14 protein-coding genes, 2 tRNA genes, 1 other RNA gene and 1 riboswitch are annotated in these 14,758 nt (G+C 60.7%); of the genes, 2 read left to right on the top strand and 15 right to left on the bottom strand.

Going from position 1 to position 14,758, the window contains the following annotated elements:
• Window positions 1–202: 202 nt before the first annotated feature.
• Window positions 203–1,618 (top strand): CCA tRNA nucleotidyltransferase, encoded by a 1,416-nt coding sequence (locus Q0G85_RS07185; RefSeq protein ID WP_297156150.1) that lies wholly within the window; start codon window positions 203–205, stop codon window positions 1,616–1,618.
• Window positions 1,619–1,820: 202 nt separating this feature from the next.
• On the opposite strand, the gene Q0G85_RS07180 is transcribed toward Q0G85_RS07185, so the two are convergent.
• From Q0G85_RS07180 to Q0G85_RS07155, 6 genes are all read right to left on the bottom strand, one after another.
• Window positions 1,821–1,897 (bottom strand) — tRNA-Glu (locus tag Q0G85_RS07180).
• 23 nt (window positions 1,898–1,920) lie between these two features.
• Window positions 1,921–1,994, bottom strand: a tRNA-Gln gene (locus tag Q0G85_RS07175).
• A gap of 140 nt (window positions 1,995–2,134) precedes the next feature.
• On the bottom strand, window positions 2,135–2,920 hold the full coding sequence (gene thiD / locus Q0G85_RS07170; protein ID WP_297156148.1) for a bifunctional hydroxymethylpyrimidine kinase/phosphomethylpyrimidine kinase: 786 nt from the start codon (window positions 2,918–2,920) through the stop codon (window positions 2,135–2,137).
• A gap of 9 nt (window positions 2,921–2,929) precedes the next feature.
• Window positions 2,930–3,526 carry a cysteine hydrolase family protein gene (locus tag Q0G85_RS07165; RefSeq protein WP_297156146.1) on the bottom strand — a complete coding sequence of 199 codons (597 nt, stop codon included), beginning with the start codon at window positions 3,524–3,526 and terminating at the stop codon, window positions 2,930–2,932.
• A gap of 22 nt (window positions 3,527–3,548) precedes the next feature.
• Window positions 3,549–4,880, bottom strand: coding sequence for a phosphomethylpyrimidine synthase ThiC (thiC, locus tag Q0G85_RS07160; RefSeq protein WP_297156144.1), 1,332 nt, complete (start codon window positions 4,878–4,880; stop codon window positions 3,549–3,551).
• A riboswitch (TPP riboswitch) is annotated at window positions 4,870–4,996 on the bottom strand. (Overlaps the previous gene by 11 nt.)
• A 65-nt stretch (window positions 4,997–5,061) precedes the next feature.
• Window positions 5,062–5,751 (bottom strand): thiamine diphosphokinase, encoded by a 690-nt coding sequence (locus Q0G85_RS07155; protein ID WP_297156142.1) that lies wholly within the window; start codon window positions 5,749–5,751, stop codon window positions 5,062–5,064.
• 54 nt (window positions 5,752–5,805) lie between these two features.
• Here Q0G85_RS07155 and rnpB point away from each other — a divergent pair.
• An RNA gene (gene rnpB, locus Q0G85_RS07150) (RNase P RNA component class A) lies at window positions 5,806–6,147 on the top strand.
• 221 nt (window positions 6,148–6,368) lie between these two features.
• On the opposite strand, the gene Q0G85_RS07145 is transcribed toward rnpB, so the two are convergent.
• The 9 genes from Q0G85_RS07145 to murC all read right to left on the bottom strand — a co-directional run bounded on the left by Q0G85_RS07145 (window position 6,369) and on the right by murC (window position 14,751).
• Window positions 6,369–7,169: a DivIVA domain-containing protein gene (locus tag Q0G85_RS07145; protein ID WP_297156140.1), complete on the bottom strand. Its 801-nt coding sequence runs from the start codon at window positions 7,167–7,169 to the stop codon at window positions 6,369–6,371.
• Window positions 7,170–7,201: 32 nt separating this feature from the next.
• The gene (locus Q0G85_RS07140) at window positions 7,202–7,462 is read right to left on the bottom strand and encodes a YggT family protein (RefSeq protein WP_297156138.1); all 261 of its coding nucleotides are present in this window, start codon (window positions 7,460–7,462) and stop codon (window positions 7,202–7,204) included.
• Window positions 7,463–7,513: 51 nt separating this feature from the next.
• A complete protein-coding gene (locus tag Q0G85_RS07135; protein ID WP_297156136.1) occupies window positions 7,514–8,482 on the bottom strand; it encodes a cell division protein SepF in 969 nt (322 codons plus the stop codon).
• 111 nt (window positions 8,483–8,593) lie between these two features.
• Complete coding sequence (locus Q0G85_RS07130) at window positions 8,594–9,280, bottom strand: YggS family pyridoxal phosphate-dependent enzyme (protein ID WP_297156134.1); 687 nt, start codon at window positions 9,278–9,280, stop codon at window positions 8,594–8,596.
• A gap of 12 nt (window positions 9,281–9,292) precedes the next feature.
• Window positions 9,293–10,135, bottom strand: a complete 843-nt coding sequence (locus Q0G85_RS07125) for a polyphenol oxidase family protein (RefSeq protein ID WP_297156132.1) — start codon at window positions 10,133–10,135, stop codon at window positions 9,293–9,295.
• 14 nt (window positions 10,136–10,149) lie between these two features.
• Window positions 10,150–11,268: a cell division protein FtsZ gene (gene ftsZ, locus Q0G85_RS07120; protein ID WP_297156130.1), complete on the bottom strand. Its 1,119-nt coding sequence runs from the start codon at window positions 11,266–11,268 to the stop codon at window positions 10,150–10,152.
• Window positions 11,269–11,420: 152 nt separating this feature from the next.
• Complete coding sequence (locus Q0G85_RS07115; protein WP_297156128.1) at window positions 11,421–12,176, bottom strand: cell division protein FtsQ/DivIB; 756 nt, start codon at window positions 12,174–12,176, stop codon at window positions 11,421–11,423.
• Window positions 12,177–12,411: 235 nt separating this feature from the next.
• Complete coding sequence (murB, locus tag Q0G85_RS07110; RefSeq protein WP_297156126.1) at window positions 12,412–13,338, bottom strand: UDP-N-acetylmuramate dehydrogenase; 927 nt, start codon at window positions 13,336–13,338, stop codon at window positions 12,412–12,414.
• A gap of 3 nt (window positions 13,339–13,341) precedes the next feature.
• Window positions 13,342–14,751, bottom strand: a complete 1,410-nt coding sequence (murC, locus tag Q0G85_RS07105) for a UDP-N-acetylmuramate--L-alanine ligase (RefSeq protein WP_297156124.1) — start codon at window positions 14,749–14,751, stop codon at window positions 13,342–13,344.
• Window positions 14,752–14,758: the final 7 nt, after the last annotated feature.

Genomic DNA, 14,758 nt, shown 5'->3' with positions numbered 1-14,758 from the left:
CGGCGCAAGGAGATATATTACGCGACCCTCCGCCTGCCGTCAAGAACTTTTTTCAAAAAGTTTTGAGCGGGTTTGAAAGCTTCGAAAAGCTCTCGCGATAGCTCGCGGCTGCACCCTCCTTGCAAATGCAGCTTGTGTATACTACCGAGTGTTCCACGAAGATGCAAGCCCTTTTCTCAAAATATTGTAAGGAACTTTTACCGTGCCTGATAATAGCTGCTCTTTTCCTTCCCTTATAAGCGATGAAGCTTTGGGCAATCCTATCCCGCAAACTATCGAGGCCACCTTCTCACGGCTTCCCGATTCCGCAATCCGCGTCGTTCGCATACTCGAAGCTGGCGGATTCGAGGCGTGGTTCGTCGGAGGATTCGTGCGAGATGCACTTTTAGGGCGAACCTGCTCCGATATCGACATCGCCTCCAGCGCATCATGGCAGCAAGCGCAAACCCTTTTCGAAGCGTCTGGCTTAAGGACGCATGAAACCGGCGTTGCCCACGGAACGCTCACCATTCTCGTTGGGGACGAGGCGTTCGAAGTGACCACTTATCGGCGCGACGGATCGTATAGCGACTCACGCCACCCGAGCTCCGTCGAATTCGTGTCATCAATTGAGGAAGACTTGGCGCGCCGGGACTTCACGATAAACGCCATCGCCTTCCACCCTGACCGAGGATTGCTCGACCCCTATGGTGGCATCGGTGATTTGCGTGAGAAAACGATCCGCGCGGTAGGAGATCCCGCCAAGCGATTCTCCGAGGATGCCTTAAGGATCCTCCGCGCATGTCGCTTTGCCGCACAGCTCGGGTTCGATATCGAGGAATCGACGCTTTTTGGCATGCTCTCTAATAAGGGGATCGTCTATCGCGTCTCCGCAGAGCGCATCACCCATGAGCTCGATCGGCTCCTCGCTGCTCCCTTTGCCGGAAGCGCTTTGGTGAAATACGTCGATGTGCTTTCCTGCGTGCTGCCCGAGCTTGTCGCTATGAAGGGATTCGAGCAGCATACCCCCTACCACATCTACGATGTACTCGAGCATACGGCGCATGTTGTCGATGGCGTGCCCCCCTACCGCCTTGCGCGTTGGGCGGCCCTATTCCACGATATGGGCAAGCCCGCTTGTTTCTTCTTCGGCGAAAACGGCGTCGGGCACTTCTATGGACATGCGAATGTGAGCGTCACGATTGCGCGCGGCATTATGTCGAGACTCAAGATGTCGCCGGCGTTTGCCAACCGCGTGCTCGCTTTGGTGAAGCACCACGATGAGGTGGTCGAGCCGACTCCCCGCGCGGTGAAGCGCATGCTCACTCGTCTCGACGGCGACGTCGAACTTTTCCATGCGCTCTGCGACCTGAAGCGTGGCGACGCGCGAGGACAAGCACCCCACTGCGCGGGCAGAATCGATGCGGCGTCCGAACTTGAGAGGATTCTTGACGATATTCAAGCGGCGAACGAGGCCTTCACGTTGAAAAGCCTTGCGATCGACGGGCGCGATGTCATGGGATTGGGAATTCCCCGCGGGCCGGAAGTCGGCGCGGCGCTTTCGCGGGCGCTCGATGCCGTCATTGACGAGAGGGTGCCCAACGAGAAGGATGCGCTGCTCGAGTATCTTGTGAAATAGCGAAGCTCCGACAGGAAGACCTCGCGCTTTGCGGCCGCAGGGCGCGACGCGGAGCGCGAGGTGAGGATTATGTCTCTGAACCCGAGGCATCGAGCGAAGCGAGCGAGAAGCGCGCGGGGTCGAAACCCAGGCTGAGGATTACAAAGCAGGGACCCCTCGGGAAAGAAAAAGGCCAGGGCACAAGCCCTGGCCTGTTGTTTCTTGGTAGCTCCGAAGGGATTCGAACCCTCGACCTCCGCCTTGAGAGGGCGGCGTCCTAAACCGCTAGACGACGGAGCCACATAAGCGCTTCGGAATCGTAATGGCTGGGGTGGAAGGAGTCGAACCCTCACATACGGCACCAGAAACCGCTGTCCTGCCATTAGACGACACCCCAACTAAACTGCCGGTGCGTCTCTTGCTTGTTTGCAAGGCGCAAGCGCGAGAATGTATATTACGCGCCTCCCGCTATTTCGTCAACCCTTTATCGCAAATTTTTTTAGAAATTTGCGAAATATAGGTGCTGCATCGCTCTCATCAGGCATTTTGCCACATGTGATCAAGCGGTCCACTTCCCTGCCCCAAATCGAGACCCGCCGAGAGCGCACCCGTGAGGTATTCCTTGGCAGCCGAGACCGCCTCGGGAACGGCAAGCCCACACGCAAGGCCGCATGCGATGGCGGAAGAGAGCGTGCAGCCCGTCCCATGGGTATTGCTTGTCGCGATCGCCTCATGACGAAACCAGTGAATCGCGCCCTCTTGCGTCGCCAGCACATCGTTGGCATCGTGGGTGCCATGACCGCCCTTCACCAAAACGTCGACGCCCAGCGATTGGGCTAAAGCCAACGCAGCACGCTCGCACGACTGCTCGTCCGACAGCTCGCGACCGCAGAGAACCTGCGCCTCGGGGATGTTCGGAGTGATGACGCTCGCGCGGGGAAGAAGCTCCTCGACGAGCGCCGAGATCGCATCCTCGCCGATAAGGCGCGCGCCGCTTGTCGCCACCATGACGGGGTCGACCACTATGTTTTCCGCATGCCACCTATCAAGGCCGGCGGCAATCGCACGGATGATCTCAGCTGACGAAACCATGCCGATCTTCACCGCATCGGGGCGAATGTCGGAGAACACAGCGTCAATCTGTTCCGAGACGAACGCAGCAGGCACCTCGTGCACCCCCGTCACTCCCAGCGTATTCTGTGCGGTGAGCGCGGTGATCACCGTTTCCGCGTACAGATGGTGGGCCGCGATCGTCTTGATGTCCGCCTGAATACCGGCGCCGCCGCTCGAGTCCGACCCAGCTATGCTCACAACCGCCTTCATGAGCGCCCCCTACTTCTCGAGCAAGGCCACGACGTCGTCGGTCGAGAGGACACAGGCTGCATAGCAAGTCTTGAAGTACGCAAGCCCCTCATCCTGATCCCCCACGAGAAACGTCGCCGTCGCGTCGCCCGCGACAATGAGGCGATAATTGTTGAAGTACGCGTCGGCGAGCGTGTGTCGAACGCAGATGTTGGTGTCCATCCCCGTGCAGATGAGCGTGTCGACGCCGAGTTCGTCGAGAAGAAGGCGCAGGCCCGTCTGGAAAAATGCGCTGTAGCGGCGCTTCTCGATGGTGAAATCGCCTTCCTTGGGGTCGAGCAGCGGCGAGGTCTGAGCTTCAGGGGTACCGGCGATTCCGTGCTCGCCCCAAAGCAGCAGCTCGCGGTCGAGACCGGGAATATGAGCGTCGTTTGTGAAGATGACAGGGACGCCCGCGCACCGTGCCGCTGCCGCGATGCGAGCAGTGTTCTCGATTGCGGGCAAAAGCGTCTGCTCGAGCGGAGTCCCCGTTGGGTCGCCAAGCTCGTCGATTACGAGCAGGGCCGTTTTCTTCGGGTCGAACTCTGCAAGGTCGAACAGCTCGTTGTTGTTCTCGTCTCCAAGCATTGCGTTTCCCTTCTTCGTTTTGCTATTCGTTGTCGAGGTCGATGACCAGGCCATCCATGATCTTGTTCACCGTGCGGACGGCGCACATCTTGCCGCACATCGTACAGGTTCCTTCGTTTTCGGGAGGAGCGCTCTCGAAAACCTTGCGCGGGCGAACCGGGTCGATCGCAAGTGAGAACTGCTCTTCCCAGTCCATGCGCCGGCGAGCGTCCGACATGCGCGCATCGCGCTCGCGTGCACCAGGGATGCCCTTCGCGATGTCAGCTGCGTGCGCCGCGATCTTCGTTGCAACGAGACCCTCGCGCACATCGTGGGCATCGGGCAGGCGAAGGTGCTCGGCAGGAGTGACATAGCACAGGAAGTCAGCCCCCGAGCTCGCTGCGATGGCACCGCCAATAGCTGCGGTGATATGGTCATATCCTGGAGCGATGTCGGTCACGAGCGGGCCGAGCACATAGAACGGCGCATTGTGGCACAAACGCTTCTCGAGCTTCATGTTCGCCGCGATCTCGTCAATCGCCATGTGCCCCGGACCCTCGACCATGACCTGCACGCCGGCATCCCAGGCGCGCTTGGTGAGCTTGCCGATTTCGATGAGCTCGGAGATCTGCCCCGCATCGGTCGCATCGTAATTGCAGCCCGGACGCATCGCGTCGCCGAGGGAGATGGTCACGTCGTGCTCGTGCAGGATATCGAGCACCTCGTCGTAGTACTCGTAGAACGGGTTCTCGTTACCCGTCGCCTCCATCCACGCGAAGATGAGCGACCCGCCGCGCGACACCACGTTCATAAGCCGCCCCGTCTCCTTGAACGACTCGATGGTGCGGCGATTCATGCCTGCGTGAATCGTGACGAAGTCGACGCCGTCTTCGGCATGACGGCGCACAACGTCGAGGAAGTCCTCAGCGGTAATGGAGATGAGGGCTTTCTCAAGATACCCGATGGCATCGTACATGGGAACGGTGCCGATCATCGCAGGCGATTTCTCGATCAGACGCGTGCGAAACGACTGCGTCTTCCCGCTGTTCGACAAGTCCATGATCGCCTCGGCGCCAAGCTCGAGGGCGGTGTCGACCTTTTCCCATTCAACCTGCTCATCGGCAAGGTCCCTGGAAATTCCCAGGTTCACGTTCACCTTCGTGCGCAGCCCCTCGCCCACACCTTCAGGGGAAAGCGACGTGTGATGGATGTTCGCGGGAATGGCAATGCGCCCGGCAGCCACGCCCTCGCGGATGAACTCGGGCGAGCGGCCCTCCTTCTGAGCGACCGTGCGCATAGCGGGCGTAATCTCCCCCGCGCGCGCGAAATCGATTTGCGTGATTTGGGTATGCGAATCCTCTTGACGATTCGTCATGATGTCTCCCTTCGTTGGCATTATCCACATCAGGTGTTCGGGTCGAAGCGAAAACGCGCTTCCTCTCAGCCCGCCGCGCGGCATTTCCCCACTTGCGAGCTCCCCGGTTGCTCTGTTTGCAAGGCGAATTATACGACAGCGGGGAAAACCCGCCGCGCAATCGCCGAAAAGCCGATAAGCGCTACACGGTAGAGGGCAGCGGCGCGGAATCATCTTGCGTTACCACGACGTCTTGCACTGCCGCAAGCGGATAGAACACATAGAGCGTGCCCTCTTCAACGCTTACCGCCGCAGGCTTGCCCGTAAGCTCGTTCGAGAGCCCGAGCGACGTTCGATTGGAAAGCGGCTCGTCGTCAAGCGAATATTCCAGTCCGCGCTCGATGACACCGCGTGCCGTATCGTTCGCTGAGAACACCGACACAACCCCCGTGTCGAGCCCCTCAGGCAGCTCAAAGACATCCGGGCCGGTAACGCAGCGCACCGCGAAATCATCCCCCACGCCGGTAACATAGATTCCCCGCTCGGAGTAGCGCGCAAAGAGCTGTAAGTTCGCAATCGTGTGGTCAAGGCGCTTGGCGAGCGCACCGTAGACGAAGAGCTCCTGGTTGTCCCAGAAGACGGCCTTCTCCATGGCAAGCTCCATGTCGCTTTTGTCCTTCTTCACCGGGTGGCGCGACACGCGACGGCATCGAGGGACATAGCCGAGGGAATCGAAGTCGCCAATCGCCATATCGGCCTCGCGCCCAATCGCTTCAAGTGACGCGAACCCAGCGTCAACCGCGATAACGAAGTCGAAGGCGCCCGCAGCGTCCATCGCCTTGAAATGCTCGGCGTTGAAATCGACTGCACCGACAAGCGCGCAAGTTCCCATGGTTGATTTGTCCTTTCCGTCACTTCAAGCAAGCTCGTGGTACACTATTATACGCGAGTGGGCCTGACGGTCGCGCGCCGCAAGGCGTGAGGAAAGTCCGGGCTCCAAAGGGCAAGATGCCAGCTAACGGCTGGGCGGGGTGACCCGACGGATTAGTGCCACAGAAAAGAAGACTCCCTCGTTTCGGGGGAAAAGCTGAAACGGTGCGGTAAGAGCGCACCAGCGCGTCGGCAACGGCGTGGCTTGGTAAACCCCATCTGGAGCAAGCGCAAATAGGAACGCGATACGGCTGCCCTTCCGTGCGCTCGGGTTGCGTGCTTGAGACGCGTGGCGACACGCGTTCGAGATAAATGGCCGTCCCAACGACAGAACCCGGCTTATCGACCCACTCGCCTTTCTTTTTCCACCTACAGTGCGAATAGCATGTTCTCTTTTGGGCGTTGGTACAGAGGCACTCGCTCTGCCAGCATGAAAGTAAAACGACCCCGGCGTGAACCAGGGTCGTTTCGTAGAGCTATCCGTGGGCTCTCTGCGCGCGCGACGGCGGGGACTCGCCGAAGCCCCAAGTCGCCTTTGTGACGTTCGAGGCTTTATCCTACCGTGCCCTTGGCAGCTTCCTAGTCGAGCTCGTCGAACGTGAAGTCGTCGTCCGCGTCACCGAAACCCGAGAGGTCCTTCTCCACTGCGGAGGGCATGGGGGTTGCAGCCGCCACCGCGACATTGCCCGTCTGCGGCGTGGAGTACGCCACAGGCTCGGCGTTGATCGGGGCCTGAACCTGCGGCATTGCATCGGTGCTGTCGGTGTAGTGCGCAGGCGCAGCAGTGTTTTGCAACCCACCGCCGATTTCGGCGAGCTTGCGGGAAGCGTCATTGATGAAGTCGGTGAGCAGCTCCTGGTATTCCTCGCGCGCGTCCTCGCGATCGTCCTCGAGCTTGCGGATGGCGTCGATGACGTCCTGCTTGTCGCTGTTGGCACGATCGATGATGCGCTGCGCCTCGTCCTTCGCATCCTGAATAGTTTCAGCTGCGGTGTTGTTGGCCTTCGCGAGAATCTCGTCGGCAGAGCGCTGCGCGATGATGAGCGCCTGTGCGATGGCATTGCCGTCTGCCTGCTTCTCTTCGAGCTGAGCCTCGAGCTCCTCGATGCGGGCGTTCGCTGCGTCGAGTTCCTTGGAGAAGTCCTCGGACGGAGCCGGCGCGACCGGCGCGGTGGGAGCCTCCTCGATCGGCTTCGCAGGCGTATCGAAACCATCGAAGCGCGAATCGTTCAGTTGATCCTGCAGATCGGAGATCTGGTTGTTCAGGTTGTCAATCTCATCGGCGACATGCTCGAGAAACACATCGACTTCGTCGACGTCGTAGCCCTTGCGATCGATCGAAAAACTTTGGTTGTGGATTTCAGCCGAGGTGATAGCCATTTATCTTCCCTTCGCCAGCAGAGCTTGCATCTTTACAGCAAGCCTATCAGCAGTCTTACACCAAATTGTAATACAAGCAGCGCAACGATTGGACTCACGTCCACCATTCCTCCAATCGGGGGAATGAACTTCTTGAAAAGGTTGAGATACGGGTCGCATATCTTGCCGAGAACCGTGTTGATGTCGGCAAGGATGCCTCGATTGGTCGGGAACCACGACAGCATGACGTATACGAAAATGAGCATCGAGTACACATCGGACAACGACACGATGAGGTATTTCAGGCTTAGCAAGAGATGACCTCCCCCGTTGCTGCGCTCTTCATGCGCGATTTGTTTACCACGTTACAGCACTCCCTGGTTTCGGAGGGCAAGCTTCTCTGCGTCGGTTAAGGCGTCGCCTTTCGTGATCGCGAAGACCTTGTCCCCGATGCACTCCACTCCGGCATCGAGCGCGCTCGATACGCCGAAGGAGAAATCGAGAATGCGTTTGGAAAGCGAGTCCGGGGTATTGCGAAGCGCAAGGATAACCGCGTCGCCGCCCTTGAGCGCCCGGGCGATTCTCTCGACCTCGCCGTAGCTTGCAGGTTTCAGCACCGTGCACGAGCGTTTCGCCACATAGCGGGCGCCCTGCGCCTGTGCATAAGCCGACTGGGGATCGTAGGAGGCAGTCGCCGCCGATGACGCGGCCCTCTGCGTCGACTCCCCGATTGCTGCCGCAGCGCTCGACGATGCGGGCTGACGCGTGAACGCGCCAAGAGAACCAGCGGCAGAAGCACTCGTTGCGCCAGAGGTGACGCCCATATGGGAGCTCGAAGGCGTGGTCGCCGCATGCTTGCCGGCAGGTTTCGCCTCGCTCGCCGTCGGCTCGAACAGCGAGTTCAGGCCCTCGGAGCGCGTCGGGCGCGATGCTGCCGCCGCAACTGCCGCCGAACCCTCAGGCGTCATCGTCGGAGGCAGCGAGCTGTCGACCGTGGTACGCTCACCGCGATACGGGGTATGCGCCGTCGTCATGCGTCTTGCGCTTGTAGAAGTGGTGCTCGAAGAGCCCTCTCCGCGCGCATGGGCACGCACGTCATTTATGGACACCAGGTTCGAGATGGTCGAATTCGAACGGGCGCTGCGTGTGGTCACCGGCGCATAGGGATCGTAATCGTTTCCCGAATCGTCAGCATAATCGTCTGCATACTCGGCATATTCGGAGTAATCGTCCTCGTAGTCGCCGTAGTCATCGTAGTCGTCGTAACGGTCGTTCGAGCGACCGCGCGCGGCATCGCCGCCGAAACCGAGTTTCGATTTGAGTTCGTCCAACATGTCTTAACTCCGTTTCCTTTCTTCCTGGCAGCTCCAGTTGTGGGTTGTCGTGCATCGTTTACAAGCCGCGTTGCGTGCCGGAAACGCACGTCAGGGTGGAAGGAGGCGACCCTAGAATGCGTCGCTGAAAATCGCCCGTCCAATGCGAACTATGGTAGCGCCCGCACGAACCGCCTCTCGCCAGTCTTCGCTCATGCCCATAGAAAGTTCATCGAACGCTTCCGCGCTTTTCGCGGGAAGAGAAGAGCGGATCTCTTTCGCAAGCTCCGCTAAGCCCTCAAAGCAGCGGGAAGCGGTTTCCAAATCGCCCTGCGGAGCCATCGTCATGAACCCGCGCACACAGACGTTGGGAAGCGTTTCGCAGACATCGACAAGAGCGCGCGCCTCTTCGGGGGAAACGCCGCTCTTGCTTTCCTCTCCGGAGACGTTCACCTCGATGAGAATATCTTGGACGAGGCCCTTCTCGCGCGCGACCTCTTCGATCTTGCGCGCGTGCTTCTCCTGGTAAACGGAGTGGATCAGCGATGCGGAATCGACGATATCGCGAATGCGGCGCGACTGGATGTTGCCGATGAAGTGCCACCGTGCGTCGGGAAACGCTTGGGATTTGGGAACGATCTGATCGGGGCGGTTCTCACCGAAATCCCGCGCGCCCGCTGCATACGCCTGTCCCACGCCATCGATGCCAACCGTCTTGGACACCGCAACGAGCCGCACTTCCTTGGGGTCCCTGCCAGCGAGAACGCATTCCCGCGCAAGCTCAGCTTCAACCTTTTCATAACGTTCGGCTATACCCATTGCCGCCACTCCTTATCTCACGCGAAAAGCAAGTGCACCGTGACGGCCGCACGTGCCGCCCGATGCACGATACGAAAAGAACCTGTCGGGCTCGCACTTCGTGCACGCGTGCGCCGAGGCGATGCGATTCCGCGAAACGCCCGCCGATTCGAAGTCGAGGATAAGCGCCTTCTCCAGATCGACGTGGCGTGCATCGGGTACGCAATCGGCCCCGAACTCATCGGCAAAGCGTTGCGCCACATCGGGCCCCGTTTCGAAACACGACGCGCAGATATGCGGACCGATATAGGCGTTGAATGCAGCGACCGCGGGGGCCTCTTCCCCGAACTCGCGCTCGTCGAGGGCGGCAAGGCGCTTGCATGCCGCAGAGGCGATGCGCGCCACCGCACCGCGCCAGCCAGCGTGAACCACCGCTGTACGCCCTGATGGGGACACGATAATCACTGGCACACAATCGGCGAAGCAAAGAAGAGCGGCGACTCCGGCACAAGATAAGAGGAGGCCGTCGGCGCCCGCATCCGCAACCGTCTGAGCGCTGCACAGCGCGTCGGAGTCTGTCGCATCGACGTCCACCAGGTTTACGCCGTGAACCTGGTTTGGCACGATAAGCGGAAGATTCGCCTGGTCGAATGCGCGAAGGAGCGTGCGCCGGTTTTCAAGGACGACGCTGCGATCGTCGCCTACGTGGGTTCCTAGATTGAGGCTTGCATAGTCGCCCTCGCTTGCGCCCCCCGCTCGGCCCGTGAAGGCAATACGAACCGACGACGCGTCATACAACGCGTCGTCGGTAAATAGCGGGATCGAATCGATTGTTCGGGCAGCGAGGTGCGGCAACGGCAGGCTAGATGCCACCATAGCCGATTACCTCCTTAGCGCTGACGCTTCAAGAAATCGGGAATGTAATCCTCGTCAGCGAAGCGGCCTGCGCTCGGCGTGGTCGAGAAGGTGACCGGAGCGCTGCTCGGCGCAGGAGTCGGGTCCGTCGACGCGAACAGGTCCTTGCGCGAGAAGTCGAGCGAAGACTGCTGCGGAGCGTTCATCTTGAAGCCGGTGGCGATAACGGTGATGCGAACCTGATCGCCCATCGACTCGTCGATGATCTGGCCGTAAATGATGTTCGCGTTCTCGTCGGCGCATGCCTCGACGGTGCGCGCAGCCTCGTCGACCTCGGTCAACGTGAGGTCGGGGCCACCGGCAATGGAGAACAGCACGCGGGAAGCACCCGCGATGGAAGCCTCGAGGAGGTTGGAATTGGTGGCCTGCTGGGCGGCGTCGAGCGCGCGGTTCTCGCCCGTTGCGATGCCGATGCCCATCATGGCCGTTCCCGCGTCCTTCATGACCGTGCGGATGTCTGCGAAGTCGAGGTTGATGAGGCCTGGAATGGTGATGAGATCGGTAACGCCCTGAATGCCCTGGCGCAGGGTATCGTCGGCGATACGGAACGCGTCGAGCATGCTCGTCTTCTTGTCGACGATCTCGAGCAAACGGTCATTCGGGATGACGATGAGCGTGTCGACCTTCTGGGAGAGCAGATCGATGCCCTGATCGGCCTGGTTGCGACGCAGACGACCCTCGAAGGAGAACGGCTTGGTCACGATGCCGACGGTCAGCGCGCCGATTTCCTCGCGCGCGATCTCCGCGATGATGGGAGCGGCGCCTGTACCCGTGCCGCCACCTTCACCTGCGGTAACAAAGACCATGTCAGCCTCGGCGAGCGCCTCGCGGATTTCCGCGCGAGACTCTTCAGCTGCTTGGCAACCCACTTCGGGGTTCGCGCCAGCACCGAGTCCACGTGTGAGCTCGTCGCCGATGTGGATCGTCTTATCAGCGTCCGACATGAGCAAAGCCTGGCGATCGGTATTGACGGCGATGAATTCGACGCCTTTCACGCCCGCTTCAACCATGCGGTTCACGGCATTGGTACCGCCGCCGCCTACGCCGACGACCTTGATGACCGCCAAATGCTCGGAACCTATTGTGTTTGGCATTATATCCTCCACACCTGCTGCGATTAAAATGCTGCGTTTCCCACTGTGGGTGCAGTTTTACCTGCGTTATTGTACACGATGACTCCCCGATTGCAAATTGCGCGGGGGTTGGCCTGCCGCCGAGTCCATGAAAGTGCCACTATTGGGTGGATTTACAGGGACCGCCACGTCGGCCGATCGACCACGCGCACATTGATGTAGGCGACCTTGCCCGGGTTGTCGTTGAGAATCTGCAGGCACACGCGTTCCTTCTCGCGAATGTTTTGCGCAGGGCCGAACGCGATCTCGACACCGCTCTCGAGCGTGAGCTTCGTGGACTCCGCATCGGTGGCGGACACGCTTTTCACTTGGTTGGCAAGATCGGTCGTCATGCCCGATACGATGGCAAGCGCGTTGTTCACGTTCTCGTCGGTGCACTTCGTGCCCGTTTCCGCCGAGGTCCCGTAGGGCACATCGGTGATATGGAGCACATTTTGCACATCGTCGTAAATGCGCTGGTTGAGCGACTGGCCAAGCTGCGTGTTCTGATCGGGAATGGCCATCAGCCACATCCCGTCCGAAGAGATCGCCCACGGCTGGGTCGATTTCGCGTCCGACGTGGGAACTTCCACGATTGCCGCAACCGTGCGCTCGGTGACGACGATTTGCAGCGTATGGGGGAACACGCGATTGCATGAGACGCTTTTCACCCACGCATCGCGCAAAAGGCTGTCCTCGATCGCTTTCGTATCGACGCGCAGCAGCGTCTCTCCCTCGGGCACCGACACGAGCGCCTGCAGATCGGATTGGGTGAGATGCTCGACGCCCTCGACTTTGACCTCGTCGATCGAAAAGACGTTCGAGAAGTACAAAACCGCGACGCCGGCAGCTAGAACCGCGATCACCCCAAGGATGGCAGCAAGTTTCACGAGGTGGCGATGGTAGCTTGCCCGTACGCGCTCAGCGCGGCTCGCCCGTTCGATATCGCCGACGCTTCGCGAACGATACCGCGTCGAATCGACCTGGGAGGGACGCGCGTTGAACTCGCGAGAGCGGGGAGCGCGCCCGCCTTGGACGGACTGGAACGAGCCCACGCTCGGCGTGCGCGACGACTGCGGGCGCGCGGAAGTCCGCGCACGCGAAGGCTGCGCGTTTCGGGGACGCCTATTCGAAGCCGAGGAGCTTGACTTCCGGCTTGAGCGCGATGCCATAAGCTTCCAGTACCTTCCCCTGAACGAGTTCGATCAATGACAATACATCACGAGCGGTCGCGTTGCCCGTGTTCACAATGAAGTTCGCATGAACGTCCGAGATCTGCGCACCACCGACGGCGACCCCCTTAAGCCCTGCGCGCTCGATCAAATCACCCACAGAAGCGCCTTCGGGATTCTTGAAAACGCTCCCGCATGAAGGCTGCTGCAGCGGTTGGGTCGCCTTGCGCCGCTTGAGCGAGGCCTCCATCTTCCCCCTGATGTAGAAGGGGTCGGCGGGTTCCATGTTGAGCTCGCACTCGACGAGAACCTCATCGGGCGAAAACGACGAGCAGCGATATCCCCACTCGATCTCGCTGCCGAGGCGGCGCACAAGGCCCCCTTCGACCGAAAACGAGGTGACACTCTCCACCCGGGCGCCGAGCCATTCGTCGCGGGAACCGGCGTTCATCCGCAGGGCACCGCCGACAGACCCCGGTGTGCCCACTGCGAACTCAAGGCCCGCAAGCGAGCGGCGGAAGGCCTCTTGCACAGCAGAGGAAAGCGGGACGCCCGCACCGAGCATCAGGCGCGATTTCTCGCTGTCGAAGCGCATGCTGCGGAAGTCTCGCCCAAGCACGATGACCGCGCCGTCGACCCCTTCATCGGCGACGAGCAGGTTCGATCCCCGCCCGACGATATACCATTTCTCGCCCATGGCCTTGCATGCCTCGAGAACGCGCGAAAGGGCGCTCACGGAGTGGACGCGAACGAAGTAGCGAGCCGGCCCGCCGATATGGTAGGTGGTGTGGCGCGACATGGGTTCGTGCGGGGTGATTTCCCCGTCGAAGCGCTCGTCGACAAGCAGCGCCTCGAGCGGCGAGGCGTGACGTGCGACCATGCGTTATCCCTCCATGCCCGCGTCCGCCGCGCCGAGTGCCTCGACAAGCTGCGGCCCGATCGCCGTGACGTCGCCCGCGCCCATCGTGATGACCAGATCGCCCGGCTTCGCCAGGGCAGCCATGTGGGGCACGACGTCCAAGCGACGAGGAACGTAGCTCGCCGCAGGATGCCCCTCGTGGTCGAGCACGACGTTCAAGAACGTCTTTCCCGACACGCCGGGAACCGGAGCCTCGCCTGCGGGATAGACGTCCATGAAGGTCACCGTATCCGCCTTGTCGAACGCCGCGCCGAACTCGTCATGGAGCACCTCGGTGAACAGCGGGGCGCGCGAATAGCGATGCGGCTGAAAGAGCACGTGAACGCGCTTGAAATCGAGTGTCTTCGCAGCGGCAATGGTCGCGGCGATCTCAGTGGGATGGTGCGCGTAGTCGTCGACGACGGTAACGCCACAAGCCTCGCCCACCAAGTCGAAGCGACGGCGTACGCCGGCGAAATCGCCGAGAACGCATGCCGCCTTCTCCACGTTAAGCCCGAGCGCCCAGATAAGCGTGAGCACCGCCGCAGCGTTAAGCACGTTATGCAGGCCGGGATTCTGCTTGACCTTGCCCTCGACGCGCGTGCCGTCGGGAAGCTCGAGCGTGAAGGAGGAACCCACCCCATGCGGGCCGAAAGCCACGACGCGCGCGTCGCAATCCTCTTTCAAGCCGTATGTGATCGCACGGGGATGAACCTCGCGAGCTGCGGAAACAAGTTCCCCTTCCTCTCCGCACACGACGACCGGACCCTCTTCGGGGACAGATGCCATGAACTGCTTGAACTTCTCGAAGATCTCGCCTAAATCCTTATAGTGATCGAGGTGGTCGGCCTCGATGTTGGTGACGATGACGCCCGCGGGAGAGAGGAACGTGAACGACTTGTCGGACTCGTCGGCCTCCACCACGTAGTACTTCCCCGTGCCAGAATGCGCATTGGTCCCGTAGGAACGGACGATGCCGCCGATGAGGAACGTCGGGTCGAGCCCCATGCCGTCAAGCGTGCTTGCGAGCATGGAGGACGTGGTGGTCTTGCCGTGCGTGCCCGCAACCGCGAGCGTGTCGAGGCGCTCGCCTAAGCGCGCGAGCATCTGAGCACGGTGAATGATGTTGAGGTCGCGTCGGCGCGCTTCCTCGAGCTCGGGGTTGTTGTCGAGGATCGCCGTCGAGATAACGACGGTGACGTCGTCGCCTTCAGGCACGTTCTCAGCGGCCTGGCCGATGGCCACGGGGATGCCGTAGCTTTTCAGCTGCTTGGTGTAGCGGCTCTCCTTGATATCGGAGCCGGTGACGACCATTCCCTGGTCATGCGCCACATGTGCGATTCCGCTCATGCCCACGCCGCCGACGCCGATGAAATGCAAACGTTCAGTGCTCATAGTGATC

The sequence above is a fragment of the uncultured Ellagibacter sp. genome (assembly GCF_934617235.1).
In the GTDB taxonomy this organism is placed as follows: Bacteria; Actinomycetota; Coriobacteriia; order Coriobacteriales; family Eggerthellaceae; genus Ellagibacter.
This window is presented reverse-complemented; position numbering and strand designations above follow the sequence as displayed.